Origin of the sequence: Micromonospora sp. NPDC047074, from assembly GCF_040643815.1 — a bacterium.
Classification (GTDB): domain Bacteria; phylum Actinomycetota; class Actinomycetes; order Mycobacteriales; family Micromonosporaceae; genus Micromonospora.
The window spans coordinates 229,788-246,304 of the sequence record NZ_JBEYVB010000007.1 but is presented as its reverse complement, the minus strand read 5'-3'; the positions used below and the strand labels follow the sequence as shown (position 1 = coordinate 246,304).

Below are 16,517 nucleotides of genomic sequence, written 5' to 3'. Positions count from 1 at the left end.
GCCGGTGCGCGGTCCGGACTGGCGGCCGACGCGGCGCCCCCCGGCGGGACGACTGCCCCCGGCGGCGCGATGGCCCCCGGCGGTGCGATGCCCCCCGGCGGGACGGTGGTGACCGCCGGGGGTGCGGAGACGCTCACCGGCGGACGTCGCCGGTGCGCCGCGGGTGGTGCCGCCGACTGAACCAGTCGCGCGCGGTGCGGCGCGGCAGGGCCCGGGCGAGCCGGTCGACCGCGGCCTCGGCGCGCAGCTCGGCGGCGTGCGTACGGTGGATCGAGAGGATGAAGTCTGCGTCGTTGCCGAACATGTCGTGCTCCCCGCGGTCGTCGTCATCTGCCGACTCCGACTCTGCGCGCGAAGGTCCCGCCGGGGCATGGGTGCGCCGCCTGATCTTCGGCCGCTCCCCCTCCTTACGCCCGGCCTAGACGGACGGCGTGGCGGCGTAAGGTACTCAGCCCGACCGCGAACGACGCGGCATGCGGCGCCCACTAGACTCTGCGGTATGGCAAAGCCCCAGGAGAAGGTCTCGTTCGGCCAGCGGCTGAAGCAGATCGGGATGGTGTTCAAGTTCACTGCCAAGCAGGACCGATGGTTCGCGCCGTTGGCCGCCGCCGCGGTGCTGCTCCCGCTCGCGCTCACCGTGGTCGCGGTCCTGCTCTGGGGCTGGATCTGGCTGCCGCTGGGCATCCTGTTCGCCCTGCTCTGCCTGCTGATCGTGCTGAACCTGCGGTCCAACCGCGCGATGATGAACGCCGCCGAGGGGCAGCCCGGCGCGGCGGCCCAGATCATGGAGAACATGCGCGGCGACTGGCGGGTCACCCCGGCGGTCAGCTCCACCACCCAGATGGACATGGTCCACCTGGTCATCGGCCGCCCCGGCGTGATCCTCCTGGCGGAGGGCAACCCGCAGCGGGTGCGCGGCCTGCTCGGTCAGGAGAAGCGGCGGCTGGCCAAGGTCATCGGCTCTGCCCCCCTCTACGACTACGTGATCGGCCAGGACGAGGGTGAGCTGCCGATCCGCAAGCTGCGGATGACGCTGATGCGGCTGCCGCGCAACCTGACCGGCAAGGACGTCAACTCGCTGGACAAGCGGCTGAAGGCGCTCACCGCCCGCCCGCAGATGCCCAAGGGCGCGATCCCGAAGAACATGCGGCCCCAGCGCGGCGCGTTCCGCCAGACACGCGGTCGCTGACCAGAAGGACGATGCGGAAGCCGGGCCCGGTCGGGCCCGGCTTCCGCATTTCCACCCCTCACGGCCACCCCCGCCACCCGCCCCCTCTCGCACCCGCACCCGCGCCCGCCCGCACCCGCACCCGCACCCGCACCCGCGCCCGCGCCCGCGCCCGCGATCTTGCACTTTCGGCCCCAGCTTTGCGACAAACACCCCTTTTGCCGGGGCAAAAAGTGCAAGATCGCGGGCGCGGGCGGGCGCGAGAGGGGGCGGGCGGGCGCGAGAGGGGGCGAGAGGCGCGAGAGGGGGCGGGCGGGCGCGGGAGGGGGCGAGCGCGGGCGGGAGGGGCGGAAGGGGCGGGAGGGGGCTAGGGGTGGGGGGTTTGGGTGATCACGGAGCCGGTCAGGCGGTCGTGGATGCCGCGGCGGTGGTTGTCCATCAGCAGGGCCGGGACGACGAGGGCGAGCAACAGGCCGCGCAGCAGGGCCCGGGCCACCCCGATGCGACCGCCGTCGGCCCAGGCGACACAGCGGATCTTGGTGATGAACATGCCGGGCGTCTGCGCGAACAGCCCGAGGAAGAAGCCGTACTCCAGGATCAGCACCAGCACGGGTGCCCACCCGTCGCGGACCGGGTCGGCGAAGCCCCTCGCGATCAGGATGCAGAGCACCCAGTCGATCACCAGCGCGCCGAACCGGCGGCCCAGGCTGGGCGGGGTGAAGGTGGGATCGGAGGCGGGCGGTACGGGGCGATCATGCGGGTTGGTCACAGCGGTCAAGGGTATCCAGGTCACATGGACGGATCGGGGATGGTGGCCGCACCCGGGCAGCAAAACAGGACCAAAGCATTCAGATGTCAATACAATGGCACAGCCGGCGGCGTCCCGTCGCGCGCTCCAGGCCGCCTGAGCGGCGCGGATGACACTCCGCGAGGGACGTAACACGGCAGAAACACTCAAGACATGGCCGAGCAATCGCGCGGCCATAGCGTCGCCAAGAGCCTAGCCACCCGTGGACGTGCCAGGAGGACGTGTGTTCGCCAATCCCGAGGAACTCCTGCGATACCTCAAGAACGAGGACGTGAAGTTCGTCGACGTACGTTTCTGTGACCTGCCCGGCGTGATGCAGCACTTCAACCTGCCGGTCGAGTCTGTCGACGATGCCTTCTTCACCGAAGGCCTGGCCTTCGACGGGTCGTCGATCCGCGGTTTCCAGGCGATCCACGAGTCGGACATGCTCCTGCTCCCGGACGTCGCCACCGCCTTCATCGACCCCTTCCGGGCGCAGAAGACCCTCGCGCTCAACTTCTTCATCCACGACCCGTTCACCCGCGAGGCCTACAGCCGGGACCCGCGCAACGTGGCGAAGAAGGCCGAGGCCTACCTGGCCGCCAGCGGCATCGCCGACACCGCCTACTTCGGCGCGGAGGCGGAGTTCTACATCTTCGACTCCATCCGCCACGAGACCTCGGCGCACCAGTCGTTCTACTACATCGACTCGATCGAGGGCGCCTGGAACACCGGCCGCGAGGAGCCGGGCGGCAACCGCGGCTACAAGACGGCCTACAAGGGCGGCTACTTCCCGGTGCCGCCGGTGGACCACTACGCCGACCTGCGTGACAGCATCGTGCGCCGGCTCGTCGACTCCGGGTTCACCGTCGAGCGCTCGCACCACGAGGTGGGCACCGCCGGCCAGTCCGAGATCAACTACCGGTTCTCGACGTTGCTGCACGCGGCCGACCAGCTCCAGCTCTTCAAGTACATCGTGAAGAACGAGACGTGGGCCAACGGCAAGACCGCGACGTTCATGCCGAAGCCGCTCTTCGGTGACAACGGCTCCGGCATGCACACCCACCAGAGCCTCTGGCTCAACGGCGAGCCGCTCTTCTACGACGAGACCGGCTACGCCGGCCTGTCGGACACCGCCCGCTGGTACATCGGCGGCCTGCTGCACCACGCCCCGTCGCTGCTGGCCTTCACCAACCCGACGGTCAACTCGTACCGCCGGCTGGTGCCGGGCTTCGAAGCGCCGGTCAACCTGGTCTACTCGCAGCGCAACCGCTCCGCCTGCACCCGCATCCCGGTTACGGGCAGCAACCCGAAGGCCAAGCGGGTCGAGTTCCGCGTGCCGGACCCGTCGGCCAACGTCTACCTCGCCTTCTCGGCGATGATGATGGCCGGCCTGGACGGCATCAAGAGCAAGATCGAGCCGCCGGCGCCGATCGACAAGGACCTCTACGACCTGCCGCCGGAGGAGTGGGGCGACGTCAAGCAGGTGCCGGGCTCGCTGTCGGCGGTGCTCGACTCGCTGGAGGCCGACCACGACTACCTGCTCGACGGTGGTGTCTTCACCCCCGACCTGATCTCGACGTGGATCGAGTGGAAGCGGGCCAACGAGGTCGACCCGGTGCGCCTGCGCCCGACCCCGCACGAGTTCGCCATGTACTTCGACTGCTGACCTGAGAGATCGACAAGAAGGCCCCGGGTTCGCCCGGGGCCTTCTTTGCTGCCGGCGGGCGATCGCCGCCTGAACCCACCCGTTCCACTCCCACCCGCACCGGCCGGGCCCGCTCCGCGACTCGCGGGTGGGTGGAACACCATGGCTGTCACCGGAGGGTTTGGACAGCCATGGTGTTCCGCTCGACGCGACCGATCCGGTGCTCGGAGTCCGCACCGCCCGCCCGGGTCCTCCGCAGCCGCGCTGTCACGCACAGAGTCGCGTATGGACCTTGGTGCGAAACGGCCCTTCCAGGGGCCCTTTCGTACCAAGATCTCGCAGCGGCGGGAGGGCGGCAGCAGGGGACGGACCCGTCAGGTCGGGTGTGCGGATCGGGGCCGGCGCAGGCGGAGCAGGGCCCACACCGCCAGCCCGGCCACCAGCGCGGTCATCGCCAGCGCCCCCGGGGCCTTGGTGAACCGGGCCAGGTTGGCGCCGTCGGGCAGGGTGAGGAAGGCCGCCGCCGCGCAGGGCGCCACGAACCAGGTGGTCCGCCTCGCGGCGACCCCGAGCAGGGCCAGCGGCCAGGTGGCGTACCAGGGGTGGAAGACCGGGGACAGGGCGACGGTGGCGGCGAGCGCCAGTCCCGCGCCGAGCAGGGCGACCCGGGGGCGGGCGGCGTCCAGGCGGGCCACCCGCTGGCGGACGTCGTTCAGCCGGCGCAGCCCCGACCAGGCCCGCCACCACAGCGCCGCCACCAGCACGGTGAGCAGCAGCAGTCCCGCCGCGCGGGTCACCGGCACCGCGCCCGGCTCCCGGCCGGCGAGCCCGCCCGCGTAGTCGACGACGAAGCCCACCGCCGTCGGCGGCGACGTCCACTGCTCGGAGTCCCCGCTGCGGGTCAGCCCGCCGACCCAGCCCAGCCCGAGGCCGGACAGCAGCGAGGTGACCGCCACCGCGCCGATCGTCCCGCCGGCCAGCCAACCGGCGTCGCGCAGCAGCGCCCGGAGGGTGTAGCGGCCGAGGACGGCGGCCAGGGCCGCGAAGGGAAGCACCACGGCGGCGGTCGCCTTCACGGTCACCGCCAGCCCGAGCAGCGCCCCGGCGAGCAGCAACGGTCGTGGCCTGCCGGGCCGGCGCACCAGCACCAGCAGGCCCAGCAGCAGGAGGCCGAGCATCACCGCGTCGTTGTGCGCGCCGGCCACCAGGTGCACCCCGACCAGCGGGCAGGCCAGCACCAGCCAGGCCGCCCGGCGGGTGGGCACGCCGGCGGCCCGGGCCAGGCCCGGCAGGCAGAGTGCGACCAGCAGCACCCCGGCGACCGCGAGCAGCCGGAACGCCACGACCGCGCCCACCAGGCCACCGCCGAGGGTCACCGCGAGCGCGGCGAGCAGCACGAAGACCGGCCCGTACGGCGCCGGCGTGTCCCGCCAGATCGGCGCGACCGCGTCCACCCAGGGACAACCGGCCTCGGCCACCCCGGTGGCGTACGGGTCGACGCCGTGCGCGTACGCCCAGCCCTGGCAGGCGTACGAGTAGACGTCCCGGCTGCCCAGCGGCGGGGTGACCAGCAGCGGCAGCGCCCACAGCCCGGCGGTCAGGTACGCCCACCGGGTCGACGGCGCGCCGCCGCGCAGCGCCCACCAGGCGCCCACCAGCAGGCCCGTGCCGACCAGCCAGGCGCCGAGCGTCAGCGGCCCGGCGTCCGAGCGCCAGACGCTCGCCGGGGTGGCGTCCAGCGGGGCCGAGGGCAGCGCGCCGCCGAGCCAGCCGGCGACGGCGAGCAGCACCGCCCCGGCCAGGCCGGCGTACCGGGCCCACCGGGCGACCCGGGGCGACGGCGGCGGAGTATCAGGCGGCGGGGTGTCGGGCGGGGCCGGCGGGGCGCCGGGAGTGGTCACCGGCGGCCCTCTCCTCAGTTCACGGCGGCAGGTCGACGGGCCGCCCGGGCCGACCGTACCAAGCGGACCACCACCACGATCACGAACAGCGTCATCAGCGGCGCCCCGACCGTCTTGGTGTACCGGGCGAGCCCCGTGCCGTCGGCGAGCACCAGGAACGACGAGACGATCGCGACCACCGCGAACCAGCCCGTGCGCCGCGCCGTGGCCGCGAGTACGGCCAGCGGCCAGGTCCAGTACCAGGGGTGGAAGAGCGGGGCGAGCGCGACGGTGGCGGCGAGCGCCAGGCCGGCGTGCCACAGCGGCTCCCGGGTGCGGGCCCGCCACCACAGCCAGATCAGCACCAGCGCGAGGACCGCCATCCCGATCCCCCGGGTGGCCGGCAGCGGGTCGCCGTGCCAGCCGAACGGCGCGGCGAGGTAGGCGACGGTCTGCCCCACCGCCGTCGGCGGCGAGGTCCAGGCGATCACCAGGCCGCCCTGCTCCAGCCCGGTGACCCAGCCGAAGCCCAGGCCGGTGGCGAGGGTCGCGCCGACGACCGCCGCGAGCGCGCCGCCGACCACCCACCCGCCGTCGCGGACCAGCGCCCTGATCGAGTACGCCCCGACGATCGCGACGAGCGCCGCGAACGGCACCACCACCAGCGCGGTGACCTTGATGGCGACGGCGAGGCCGAGCAGCGCTCCCCCGGCCAGCAGTGGACCGGGGCGGCCCGGCCGGGACACCACGACCGCCAGCCCGGCCACGAGCAGCCCCACCATCAGCGCGTCGTTGTGTGCCCCGGAGACCAGGTGCACGCCGATCAGCGGCGAGCCCAGCGCCAGCCAGACCGCCCGGCCGGCCGGCACGCCGCAGCGCCGGGCGAGCACCGGCAGGCAGGCCGCGGTCAGCCCCACCCCGGCCAGGGCGAGCAGCCGGAACAGCACGATGCTGCCGTACAACGACCCGGTCGCCTCCACCACCGCCCCGGCGATCAGCACGAACAGCGGGCCGTACGGGGCCGAGGTGTCCCGCCAGATGTACGAGATGGTGTCCAGCCACGGGCACGGCAGCGCCGAGACGCCCTGCTCGTACGGGTTGAGCCCGGCGGAGAAGCTGGCGCCCTGGCAGGCGTACGCGTAGACGTCGCGGCTGCCCATCGGCGGCGTGAGAAGCAGCGGCAGCAGCCAGAGCCCGACGGTGACCAGGGCCCAGCGGGTCGACGGCACCCGGTCGCGCAGCGCCCACCAGGCGTACGACAGCAGGCCGGTGCCGACCGCCCAGGTGGCGATGATCAGCGGGCCGTGCGGGCCCTGCCAGATGCTGACCGGCGTGGGGCGCAGGTCGCCGTCGGGGAACGCGCCGCCGAGGAACGCGGCCACGGCGAGCAGCGTCGAGCCGGCGAGGCCGATCCAGCGCGCGAGGTGGTGGGGCACGCCGGACATGCTGCCAGTACGGAGGTCGCGGTACGCGGGGTGGGCCTGCGGAGCGGTCGGGTGGGGCCCGGCGTGACGCCTGTGCCGGGCCCCGACGGAGCGGTTACGCGAAGCTGACGGTCGGCTCCAGCGTGACCTCGAACAGCCGGTCCCAGGGCAGGTCGATGCGGACGCTCTCCAGCGCGGACAGCCTGGCCGTGAAGGTTCGCGCGCCACGTCGCCCGAGCACGATCCGGTGGCCGGCGAAGTGCTCGGCGAAGTAGCGCCGGGTGACCGGTTCGAGCTGCTGCCGTACCCAGCCGTCGAAGTAGGTCTTCTGTTCGGCGGTGAGGCTCAACGGGTTCCAGCCCTGGGCGCGGGCGTGCGCGTACGCCTCCGTCTGCACGACGTTCTTCCACGGGTCGTCCTTGACGAACCGGTAGAGCAGGTACGCCGCGTGTGCCCGGCCCGGCCCGGCCAGCTCCGGTACGCCGAAGCCGGCGCCCGAGCGGCGCAGGTACGCCCACCGCGCGGTGCCGTGCCCCAGCGCCAGCCCGAGCGCGTTGCCGCCGGTGTTCCAGCCCGAGTAGGACAGCAGCGCGGCCAGGTCGAGACCGCCCTCCATCCGCGCGACCAGTTCGTGGTCGGCCTTGTTGACGATCAGGGGGTCCACCACGACGACCTGTTCGCCCGACGCCAGCAGCGCGCCGACGCGCGTCACGAAGGCGTCGAGGTCGGCACCGCGGTCCGCGCCCCCCGCCGACGGCGTGTTGACCGCGAGCACGATGTCGGCGCGACCCTCGACCACCGTGCCGCCCACCGAGCGCACGTGTCGCCGGATGTTCTCGGCGAACGGGATGCCCTCCAGCGCGGCGGTCCAGGTCTCGCCGGAGACGCCGGCGTACTCGATGCGGTAGGTGGGCGCCGTGCCGGTGGCGATCACCCGGGCCACCAGCAGCGCGTCGACCTCGTCCGCGCCGGGGAAGATCTCCACCCGGTCGGTGACCCCGAGTTCGACGGCGAGCTGTTCCAGCGCCACCCGTTCGGCCCGGGCCAGGCCGACCGGTGCGGTGTCGTCCTCGGACAGGACGAGGTGGCTGATGGTGCCGTCGGCCACCCACTCGACCATCAGGCGGTTGATCTCGTGGTTGCGGGCGCGCGCGGCCAGGTAGTCCGTGACGATCTCGTCCGGGATCCCGGCGCGGGCCGCGTCCAGTTGCGCCCGCAGTTGTTCCTGGCCCAGGTTCTCCACCTGGTCGTACAGCTTGGCCCAGTTGACCAGCGCGGTGATGTAGGCGTCGAGCGGGGTGCCGGTCGAGGTGAGGGCCAGCCGCTGGATGGTGTCGTGGATCTCGATCACGGCGTCGGGCCGCGCGGCGCGCAGCGCCCTGATCGCGGCGACGTTGGCGCGGGCCTGCTCCGGCGTCGGGGTGGCCGTCCGCGACGCGATCAGGCCGCCGTACGCGAGCATGCTCACCGAGATGACGTAGGCGTCGGCGTCGACGGTGCCGAGCCACCTGGCGATGGCGGCACCGTCACCAGGTACGAAGAACCGGCCGAGCAGCTCGCGCGGAGGCTGGTGCAGCGCCACTCCGGCGCTGGCCGCGGTCATCTCGGCGCAGTACGTGTTGACGGGCCGGTCGTCCAGGGGCACGAGGGCGATGCGGGTGGCCCGGGCCTGCTGCTCGCCGGTGGTGGCGCGGGCGGGTGCGCCGAGCGCCACGGCGGCGAGACCACCGGCACCGGCGGCGAGAAGGGTACGTCTTCTCACGGGGTTTCCTTTCCAGGGCGATGACCGTCCCGGCGGGACAGCCGGGACGAGCTGACGGGTGATCCACGGGGGCGGGGGACGGTGCTGCCGACCCGGGGCGGATCAGGTTCGAGGTGGCGCGAGCGTCTGCCCCGGGACCAGGGCGCAGGGCAGCAGTCGCTGGTGGTTGTCGCTGGTGCCGTGCAGGATCTCGGTCAGCACCTCGACCGACTGCCAGCCCATCTCACGGCGGGGGATCCGCAGGCGGGTGAGGGGCAGGTCGCGCGTGCCGGGCCCGTCCTCCTCGCCGAGCCCGACCAGCGAGAGGTCCTCGGGCACCCGCAGCCCGCGCGCCAGCGCCGCCCCGGACAGGGCCACCGCGACCGCCGGCTGCTCGCAGAACACGGCGGTGACGCCGGCCGCGAGCAGTGCCGCGAGGAGTTCCGCCGGTTCCCGGTCGGCGCCGCGCTCGTGCAGCGTGTCGGGCGCCACCGCCCGCAGCCCGTCGAGCCGGTCGACCGCGGACTCGACACCGGAGCCCGCGCCGACGTACGCGATCCGGCGGTGCCCCAGTGCGACGGCGCGACGGGCGAGTTCGCTGGTGGCGCCGGCGTAGTCGGCGCCGACGAACGGCACCCGGCCCGGCGTGGTTCCGTCGGTGTCGACGTCGTCGCGCCGGCCGACCGAGACGATGGCGTGGCCCTCCCGCACCAGCCGGGTCAGCTCCTCCCGCGGGATCTCGCGGCCCAGCAGGACGCATCCGTCGGCCAGGCGGAGCCGGTTGTTCTCGTGGAAGATGCGCCGGGTGCCGTCGGTGACCGGCGCGCTGGTGAACAGCAGCAGGTCGCAGCCGAGGGTTTCGGCGCACGCCTCGATGCCGCCCAGGAACGGGTGGTAGAAGTCGGCGCTGCCCGCCGGGAAGACCGGCTCGTAGGTGAAGATGCCGAGGATCTGGTTGCGCCGCCGCAGCAGGCTGCGGGCCAGCGGGTCGGCGACGTAGCCCGTCTCCCGGATCACCTGGAGCACCCGTTCCCGGGTCGCCGGCGCGATCCGCGACGCCGCCTCGGAGTTGTTGGTCAGCACGAGGGACACGGTCGTCTGGCTCACCCCGGCACGGCGGGCGATGTCACGCTGGGTGATTCTGCCGCCTTGCCTGGTCGGCGCTCCCGCCATGCCGGATCCCATCGTTAATTCGTATTGCCCCGACGTGTTGGCGAGGAGTTTGCCGAGGTCACAGGAAGCCAGTCAAGGGCTAATACGCCAGTAATTCGTATTGCCTGCCGAGCGGGGCCGCCATCATCGGCGCTCTGTCACCGGGCGACGACTCGACGCTCCAAATTCGGCGCGTCATTACTTTGTGTGACGACAGTTGGCGCCGGCCGCGGGCCTCCGCGAGGCGCGGATCCGTTGCCAGTACGGTGGTCGCGGTACGGAGGTGGGCATGCGGCGCAGTCGGGTGGTGGCGGTGACCGCCGCGTCCGCCGTGCTGCTCGGGGTGCTCTGTCTCGCGCTCCCGCCGACGGGGTCCGACCTCGCCGCGCAGGTCGCCCGGTCCGACTTCTTCGCCGCCCACGGCTTCGCCCCGGTGGACCTGCGCTGGTACGGCGGGGTGCAGCAGTTCGGCTACAGCCTGCTCTCCCAGCCGGTGATGGCGCTGCTCGGGGTGCGGGTCACCGGCGCGCTGGCCCTGGTGGCGGCGGCGACCGCGTTCGCGGCGCTGCTGGTGCGCACCGGCGTGCCCCGCCCGCTGCTCGGCAGCCTGCTCGGGGTGCTCACGATCGCCGGCAACCTGGTCTCGGGGCGGGTGACGTACGGCCTCGGGGTGGCCTTCGGCCTCGGTGCGCTGCTCGCCCTCACCCTCCCCGGCGGCCCGGCCGGCCCCGGCCCGGACGGGCGCGCGCGGCGACGGCGGCTCGGGCGGCTCGGGCTGGCGGCGGCCGGGGCGCTGCTTGCCTCGGCGACGAGCCCGGTGGCGGGTCTCTTCGTCGGCCTGGCCGGGGCGGCGCTGCTGCTGACCCGCCGGTACGCCGACGGCCTGGTGCTCGGCGTCGCCGCCGCGCTGCCGCTCACGCTGACCGCCCTGCTCTTCGGCGACGGCGGCTGGATGAACATCAGCCGCACCGACACGGTCCGCGCCGTGCTGACCAGCCTGCTGGTCGCCGCGCTGGTCGGATACCGGCCGGTGCGGGTGGGCGCGCTGCTCTCGGCGGCCGGGGTACTGGCGGCGGCGCTGGTGCACACCCCGGTCGGGCTGAACGCCACCCGGCTGGCCGTCATGTTCGCCCTGCCCCTGCTGGCCGCCGCCGCCCGCCCCCCGGCCCGGCTGACGCGGTGGCTGGCCGGGGCGCGGGGCGGCGTCGGGCTGGCCGGGCTGCTGGTGGCGGTGTGCTGGTGGCAGCCGCCGGTGCCCCCCGCCGACCTGCGCAGCGTCGACGACCCGACCAGCCGGGCGGCCTACTTCGCGCCGCTGCGGGCGTTCCTCGACGGCCAGCGGCTGACCGGCCGGGTGGAGATCCCGCCGACCCGCAACTACTGGGAGGCGGCGAGGCTGGGCGAGGTGCCGCTGGCGCGGGGCTGGCTGCGGCAGGCCGACATCGACCGCAATCCGCTCTTCTTCACCACCGTGCCGGGGGCCGCCGGCACCGGGGTGGCGCTGACCGCGGCGAGCTACCGGGACTGGCTCGCCGACAACGCGGTGCAGTTCGTCGCGGTGCCGGACGCCCCGCTGTCCTGGGTGGGGCGGGCCGAGGCGGAGCTGGTCACGGGCGGGCTGGCGTACCTGACGCCGGTCTGGTCCGGCCCGCACTGGCGGGTCTGGGCGGTCGCCGACCCGACCCCGATCGTCGGCGCGCCGGCCGAGCTGGTCACGGGGGACGGCGCCGCGGTGACGTTCCGGGCACCGGCCGCCGGCACGGTGCCGGTCCGGGTGCGGCACAGCCGCTGGCTGACCGTCTCGGGCGGGGCCACGATCGCCGCCGACGGCGACTGGACGGCGGTGACGGTGCCCCGCCCAGGGCAGTACCGCCTCGGTAGCTGACCAGGGCGTACACCGTTCTTTTTGCCACCTCGGCAATGTTCCTTGCTCCCTTGGGCGGCGGCGCGCACGATCGGGTCGACAGGTCACCGCACAGGAGGACGAGACGTGCAGCACGACGCGACGGCCGGGGACCCCCGGCAGGGCCATGGTCACCACCATCACCACCAGCAGCAGGACACTCCGGCGGCGCCGGTGGTCGCCCCGCGCCCGCATCCCGACGTGGACGACGAGACCGCGCTCTTCTGGGAGGAGCTCTACCAGCGGCGCGACCGGGTCTGGAGCGGCCGGGCGAACCCGGTCCTCGTCGAGGTCGCCGGGGCGCTCCCGGCCGGCACCGTGCTCGACCTCGGCTGCGGCGAGGGCGGCGACGCGATCTGGCTGGCCGGCCGGGGCTGGCGGGTGACCGCGGTCGACGTCGCCGAGACCGCCCTCGCCCGGGCGACCGAGGCGGCGTCCGCCGCCGGGGTCGCCTCCCGCATCGAGTTCCGCCGGCACGACCTCACCCGGACCTTCCCGCCGGGCGAGTACGACCTGGTCTCCGCGCAGTTCCTCCAGTCGCCGCTGGAGTTTCCCCGGGCGCAACTGCTCCAGGCGGCGGCACGGGCCGTGGCGCCCGGCGGCCACCTGCTCGTCGTCGAGCACGGCGAGATGCCGCCGTGGGGGCGCGCCGACCACCCGGACGTGCGCTTCCCCACCCCGCAGGAGACCTTCGCGTCGCTCGAACTCGACCCGGACCGGTGGCACACCGAGCGGCTCGACGCGGCGAGCCGCCAGGCCACCGGCCCGGACGGCGAGACCGGGATCCTGGTCGACAACGTGATATTGGTGCGCCGCACCCGGTAGCCCGGCCGGCCCGGACCACCCGGGGACGCGGCCGGCTCAGGAGTCGAGCACGCGTTCCATCGCCGCCCGGGAGCGGCGGCCGGTGCGCAGGTACTCGTCGAGGAACTCGCCGGGATCGTCGCGGCCCAGCAGCCGGACCACCCCGGCCAGCTCGACGCCGTGCCGGGGCAGTTGGTCGCCCGCCCGGCCCCGGACCAGCATCAGCGCGTTGCGGACCTGCGCGGCCAGCGTCCAGCCGGCCGCCATCTCGGTGGCGTCCGCCGGGTCCACCAGGCCCGCGTCCCGGGCCGCCGCGAGGGCGTCGAGCGTACGCGTGCCGCGCAGCGCCGGGATCGTCCCGGCGTGCCGGAGCTGGAGCACCTGCACCGCCCACTCGACGTCGGCGAGGCCACCCCGCCCGAGCTTCGTGTGGGTGGCCGGGTCGGCGCCCCGGGGCAGCCGCTCGTGCTCCACCCGCGCCTTGATCCGGCGGATCTCCACCACCTGCTCGCGGGTCAGCCCGTCGGCCGGGTAGCGGACCGGGTCGACCATCGCCTCGAACTCGGCGCCGAGATCCGCGTCGCCGCAGACGAACCGGGCACGCAGCAGTGCCTGCGCCTCCCACACCTTGGACCAGCGGGCGTAGTACTGGGCGTACGCGGCGAGGCTGCGTACCAGCGGGCCCTGCCGGCCCTCCGGGCGCAGGTCGGCGTCGACGCCCAGCGGCGGGTCGGGCGCGGGCATGCCGAGCAGCCGGCGCAGCTCCTCGGCGATCGCGCGGGCGGCGGCGCTGGCCGCGCTGTCGCTGGCGCCGGCCGGCGGGTCGTAGACGAAGAGCACGTCGGCGTCGGAGAGGTAGTTCGACTCGTACCCGCCGAGCCGGCCCATGCCGATCACGGCGAAGCGCAGCCCCGGCAGTGGCGGCTGGGCCGACCGGGCGGCGCGCAGCGCGGCGGCCAGCGTGGCGTCGGTGACGTCCGCCAGCGCCCCGCCGACGGCGGTCACGTCGGCGAGGCCGAGCGCCCCCCGCCCGCCGGTGGGCCGGGGTGGCGACGGGGCCAGCGAGCCGGCCCGGCTCAGCAGGTCGGCGCAGGCGATCCGGACCAGTTCCCGACGGCGCAGCGCGCGGATCGCCCGGGTCGCCTCGACGGGGTCGGCATGCCGGGCCGCAGCGGCGCCGAAGCCCTCGCAGAGGACCTCCCTCGGCCGGGGCGTCAGCTCGTTCTCCTCCGCCAGCAGCCGCAGCGCCTCCGGCTCCCGGGCGAGCAGGTCGGCGGCGTACCGGGAGGAGGAGAGCACCCGGGCCAGCCGGCGCGCCACCGGACCGGAGTCGCGCAGCAGGCGCAGGTACCAGGGGGTGCTGCCGAGTTTGTCGGAGACCTGCCGGTAGTTGAGCAGGCCACGGTCCGGCTCGGGAGCGTCGGCGAACTCGCTGAGCAGCACCGGCAGCAGGGTGCGCTGGATGGCGGCGGTGCGGCTCACCCCGCCGGTGAGGGCCTGGAGGTGACGCAGCGCCCCGGCGGGGTCGGCGAAGCCGAGGATCTCCAGCCGGTGCCGGGCCGCCTCCGGGGTCAGCCGCAGCCCGTCGGCCGGCACCCGGGCCACCGACTCCAGCAGCGGCCGGTAGAGCAGTTTGGCGTGCAGCCGGCGTACCTCGGTGGCATGGGTGACCCACTCGGCGCGGAACTCCTCGACGGCGCTGCGGCCCGGTGAGGCCGCATGGCCCAGCGCGGCGGCCAGCCAGCGCAGCGCGGCCGGCTCGGTCGGTACGGTGTGCGTGCGGCGCAGCCCCTGGAGCTGGAGGCGGTGCTCGACGCCGCGCAGGAAGCGGTAGCCGCGCAGCAGTGCCTCGCCGTCGGCCCGGCCGACGTAACCTCCGGCGACCAGCGCACGCAGCGCCGGAATGGTGCCCGGCACCCGCAGCGCCTCGTCGCCCCTGCCGTGCACCAGTTGCAGCAGCTGCACGGCGAACTCGATGTCGCGCAGCCCACCCGGGCCGCGCTTGATCTCGCGTTCCAGCTCCTTGGGCGGGATGTTGTCGATGATCTTGCGCCGCATGGCGCGGACGTCCTCGACGGCCTCGGGCCGCTCGGCGGCCCGCCACACCAGCGGGGCGAGCTGGTCGATCCATTCCCGGCCCAGCGCCAGGTCGCCGGCGGCCGGCCGGGCCTTGAGCAGCGCCTGGAACTCCCAGGTGCGCGCCCAGCGCCGGTAGTAGGCGAGGTGGCTGGCGAGCGTGCGCACCAGCGGCCCACGGCTGCCCTCGGGACGCAGGGCGGCGTCGACCGGCCAGGCGACCAGCCCGCAGATGTGGATCAACCGGGTGGCGATCGTGGTGGCCGCGGCCAGGTCGTCGTCCTCGGCGGCCACGAAGATCACGTCGACGTCGGAGACGTAGTTCAGCTCGTCGCCGCCGCACTTGCCCATGGCCACGACGGCGAGCCGGGGCCGTGGCGTGCCCTCCGGCAGCTCGCCGGCCGCGATCTCGTACGCCGCCGCCAGGGTCGCGTCGGCCAACGCGGAGAGCGCGGCCATCGTCTGCTCCAGGCCCCGGCCGCCGGTCAGGTCGGCCGCCGCGATCCGCAGCAGCGCCAGCCGGTACGCCCTGCGCAGCACCGCGACCGGCGGCCCGTCGCCGGACAGGTCGAGCCGCCCCTCGGCCGTGGGCGCCAGCCCGTCCGGTGCGGTGCGCAAGGCCGGCCACTGGTCGGGGTTGGCGACCAGGTGGTCGCCGAGCGCGGCGGAGGCACCGAGAACGGCGAGCAGCCGGCGACGCAGGCCCGGATCCTCCGCGAGCCCGTCCAGCACGGCCGAACCGGCGGCTGCCAGCCCGTCGAGCACCGCCGAACCGGCGGCCGCGGGCCCCGCGGCCCGACGCTCGGCCTCGACGAGGCGGTGCAGCTGGCGCAGGGCCAGGTCCGGATCGGCGGCCCGGGAGAGCGCGGCGAGCAGCTCCGCCGCGCGGTCGTCGGCCGGCTCCTGCACGTCCGGCCGCCACAGCCCGAGCCCGCCGGGGCCGAGCAGGTCGGCGGCGCGGGTGGAACCGTCGCCGCCGTCGGTGCCGAACCCGTAGCGGGCGAGGCGTCCCGTGGCGCTGGTCGGCCGGCTCATCACTGGCCGAGCAGCGGCAGGCTGCGGCGGGGGGAGCTGTCGTCCAGCTCGCCGAGCGCCAGCGCGGCGAACCGGGCGGCGAACGGCTGCCAGACCTCCTCCACGTCGACCATCACCGCGTCGCAGGCCGCCACCACCAGGTCCGGCTCGTAGCCCAGCTCGGCGAGCAACGTCGAGCCGATGGCCCAGTCGGCGATCATCGCGGTGTCGCACTCGATGTGGAACTGCAACCCCCAGGCCCGGTCGCCGAGACGGAACGCCTGGTGCGGGTAGCGGGTGGAGGCGGCCAGCAGGATGGCGGCCCGGGGCAGCTCGGTGATCTCGTCGGAGTGCCACTGGAGCACGTCGGGGATCAGCGGGACGTAGCGGAAGAGCGGGTCGGCGTCGGCGGCGTCCCGCTTGCCGACCACGCCGGGGCCGACCTCCGGCCCGGCGGCGCTGCGCTCGACCTGCCCGGCGTGGGCGGTGGCCAGCAACTGCGCGCCGAGGCAGACGCCCAGGGTGGGCACCCCGTGCCGGACGGCCTTGCGCAGCAGCCCCTCCAGGGCGGGAAACCACGGTGCGCCGGGCGAGCCGTCGGGCAGCGGGTAGGCCTGCTGCTCGCCGCCGAGCACCACCAGCGCGGCGTGTCCCGCCAGGTCGGCGGGAAGCTCGTCGCCGGCGTGCGGGCGCACCACCACCAGGTCGAGGCCGGCCTCGGTCAGCCACTCGCCCAGGCGGCGGGCGTCGTCGGTCGGGTCGTTCTCGATCACCAGCGCGGTAGCCACGACGTCGAGGCTATCCGGTGGCCCCGACCGACCCCGGAACGACTCCATCGGGCGCGGCGGGACGATGTTCGCGCGCCGTAGGAGGGTCCACCCGCGAAGGGTGAAGGTCCGCGCGGTCGCACCCCGGATTGC

12 protein-coding genes are annotated in these 16,517 nt (G+C 74.6%); 4 read left to right on the top strand and 8 right to left on the bottom strand.

The features are described 5' to 3' along the window. Positions 1 to 133: 133 nt before the first annotated feature. The gene (locus tag ABZ809_RS13875) at positions 134 to 304 is read right to left on the bottom strand and encodes a hypothetical protein (protein WP_357562809.1); all 171 of its coding nucleotides are present in this window, start codon (positions 302 to 304) and stop codon (positions 134 to 136) included. A gap of 195 nt (positions 305 to 499) precedes the next feature. Between ABZ809_RS13875 and ABZ809_RS13870 the strand changes: the two genes are divergently transcribed. Beyond that, positions 500 to 1,189, top strand: a complete 690-nt coding sequence (locus ABZ809_RS13870) for a DUF4191 domain-containing protein (RefSeq protein ID WP_357562808.1) — start codon at positions 500 to 502, stop codon at positions 1,187 to 1,189. A gap of 346 nt (positions 1,190 to 1,535) precedes the next feature. Here ABZ809_RS13870 and ABZ809_RS13865 read toward each other — a convergent pair whose 3' ends face one another. After that, a complete protein-coding gene (locus tag ABZ809_RS13865) occupies positions 1,536 to 1,874 on the bottom strand; it encodes an RDD family protein (protein ID WP_357562843.1) in 339 nt (112 codons plus the stop codon). A 325-nt stretch (positions 1,875 to 2,199) separates the two neighbouring features. Between ABZ809_RS13865 and glnA the strand changes: the two genes are divergently transcribed. Further along, a complete protein-coding gene (gene glnA, locus ABZ809_RS13860; protein ID WP_357562807.1) occupies positions 2,200 to 3,624 on the top strand; it encodes a type I glutamate--ammonia ligase in 1,425 nt (474 codons plus the stop codon). Between the two features lie 353 nt (positions 3,625 to 3,977). Here glnA and mptB (ABZ809_RS13855) read toward each other — a convergent pair whose 3' ends face one another. The 4 genes from mptB (ABZ809_RS13855) to ABZ809_RS13840 form a co-directional block, all read right to left on the bottom strand. After that, a complete protein-coding gene (gene mptB / locus ABZ809_RS13855) occupies positions 3,978 to 5,504 on the bottom strand; it encodes a polyprenol phosphomannose-dependent alpha 1,6 mannosyltransferase MptB (RefSeq protein ID WP_357562806.1) in 1,527 nt (508 codons plus the stop codon). A gap of 14 nt (positions 5,505 to 5,518) precedes the next feature. Next, the gene (gene mptB / locus ABZ809_RS13850) at positions 5,519 to 6,919 is read right to left on the bottom strand and encodes a polyprenol phosphomannose-dependent alpha 1,6 mannosyltransferase MptB (protein WP_357562805.1); all 1,401 of its coding nucleotides are present in this window, start codon (positions 6,917 to 6,919) and stop codon (positions 5,519 to 5,521) included. Between the two features lie 103 nt (positions 6,920 to 7,022). Further along, positions 7,023 to 8,669, bottom strand: a complete 1,647-nt coding sequence (locus tag ABZ809_RS13845; RefSeq protein ID WP_357562804.1) for a DUF4127 family protein — start codon at positions 8,667 to 8,669, stop codon at positions 7,023 to 7,025. A gap of 102 nt (positions 8,670 to 8,771) precedes the next feature. After that, a complete protein-coding gene (locus ABZ809_RS13840; protein ID WP_357562842.1) occupies positions 8,772 to 9,821 on the bottom strand; it encodes a LacI family DNA-binding transcriptional regulator in 1,050 nt (349 codons plus the stop codon). A gap of 268 nt (positions 9,822 to 10,089) precedes the next feature. Here ABZ809_RS13840 and ABZ809_RS13835 point away from each other — a divergent pair, with 268 nt between their 5' ends. Both ABZ809_RS13835 and ABZ809_RS13830 read left to right on the top strand, forming a co-directional pair. Continuing rightward, positions 10,090 to 11,685, top strand: coding sequence for a hypothetical protein (locus ABZ809_RS13835; protein ID WP_357562803.1), 1,596 nt, complete (start codon positions 10,090 to 10,092; stop codon positions 11,683 to 11,685). A 105-nt stretch (positions 11,686 to 11,790) separates the two neighbouring features. Continuing rightward, a complete protein-coding gene (locus ABZ809_RS13830) occupies positions 11,791 to 12,528 on the top strand; it encodes a methyltransferase domain-containing protein (RefSeq protein WP_357562802.1) in 738 nt (245 codons plus the stop codon). A 36-nt stretch (positions 12,529 to 12,564) separates the two neighbouring features. Here ABZ809_RS13830 and ABZ809_RS13825 read toward each other — a convergent pair whose 3' ends face one another. Together ABZ809_RS13825 and ABZ809_RS13820 are read right to left on the bottom strand one after the other, a co-directional pair. Beyond that, positions 12,565 to 15,618: a bifunctional [glutamine synthetase] adenylyltransferase/[glutamine synthetase]-adenylyl-L-tyrosine phosphorylase gene (locus ABZ809_RS13825; RefSeq protein ID WP_357562801.1), complete on the bottom strand. Its 3,054-nt coding sequence runs from the start codon at positions 15,616 to 15,618 to the stop codon at positions 12,565 to 12,567. Further along, positions 15,618 to 16,433: a type 1 glutamine amidotransferase gene (locus tag ABZ809_RS13820; RefSeq protein WP_357562800.1), complete on the bottom strand. Its 816-nt coding sequence runs from the start codon at positions 16,431 to 16,433 to the stop codon at positions 15,618 to 15,620. Before ABZ809_RS13820 ends, ABZ809_RS13825 begins: the two co-directional genes overlap by 1 nt. Between the last annotated feature and the right edge of the window lie 84 nt (positions 16,434 to 16,517).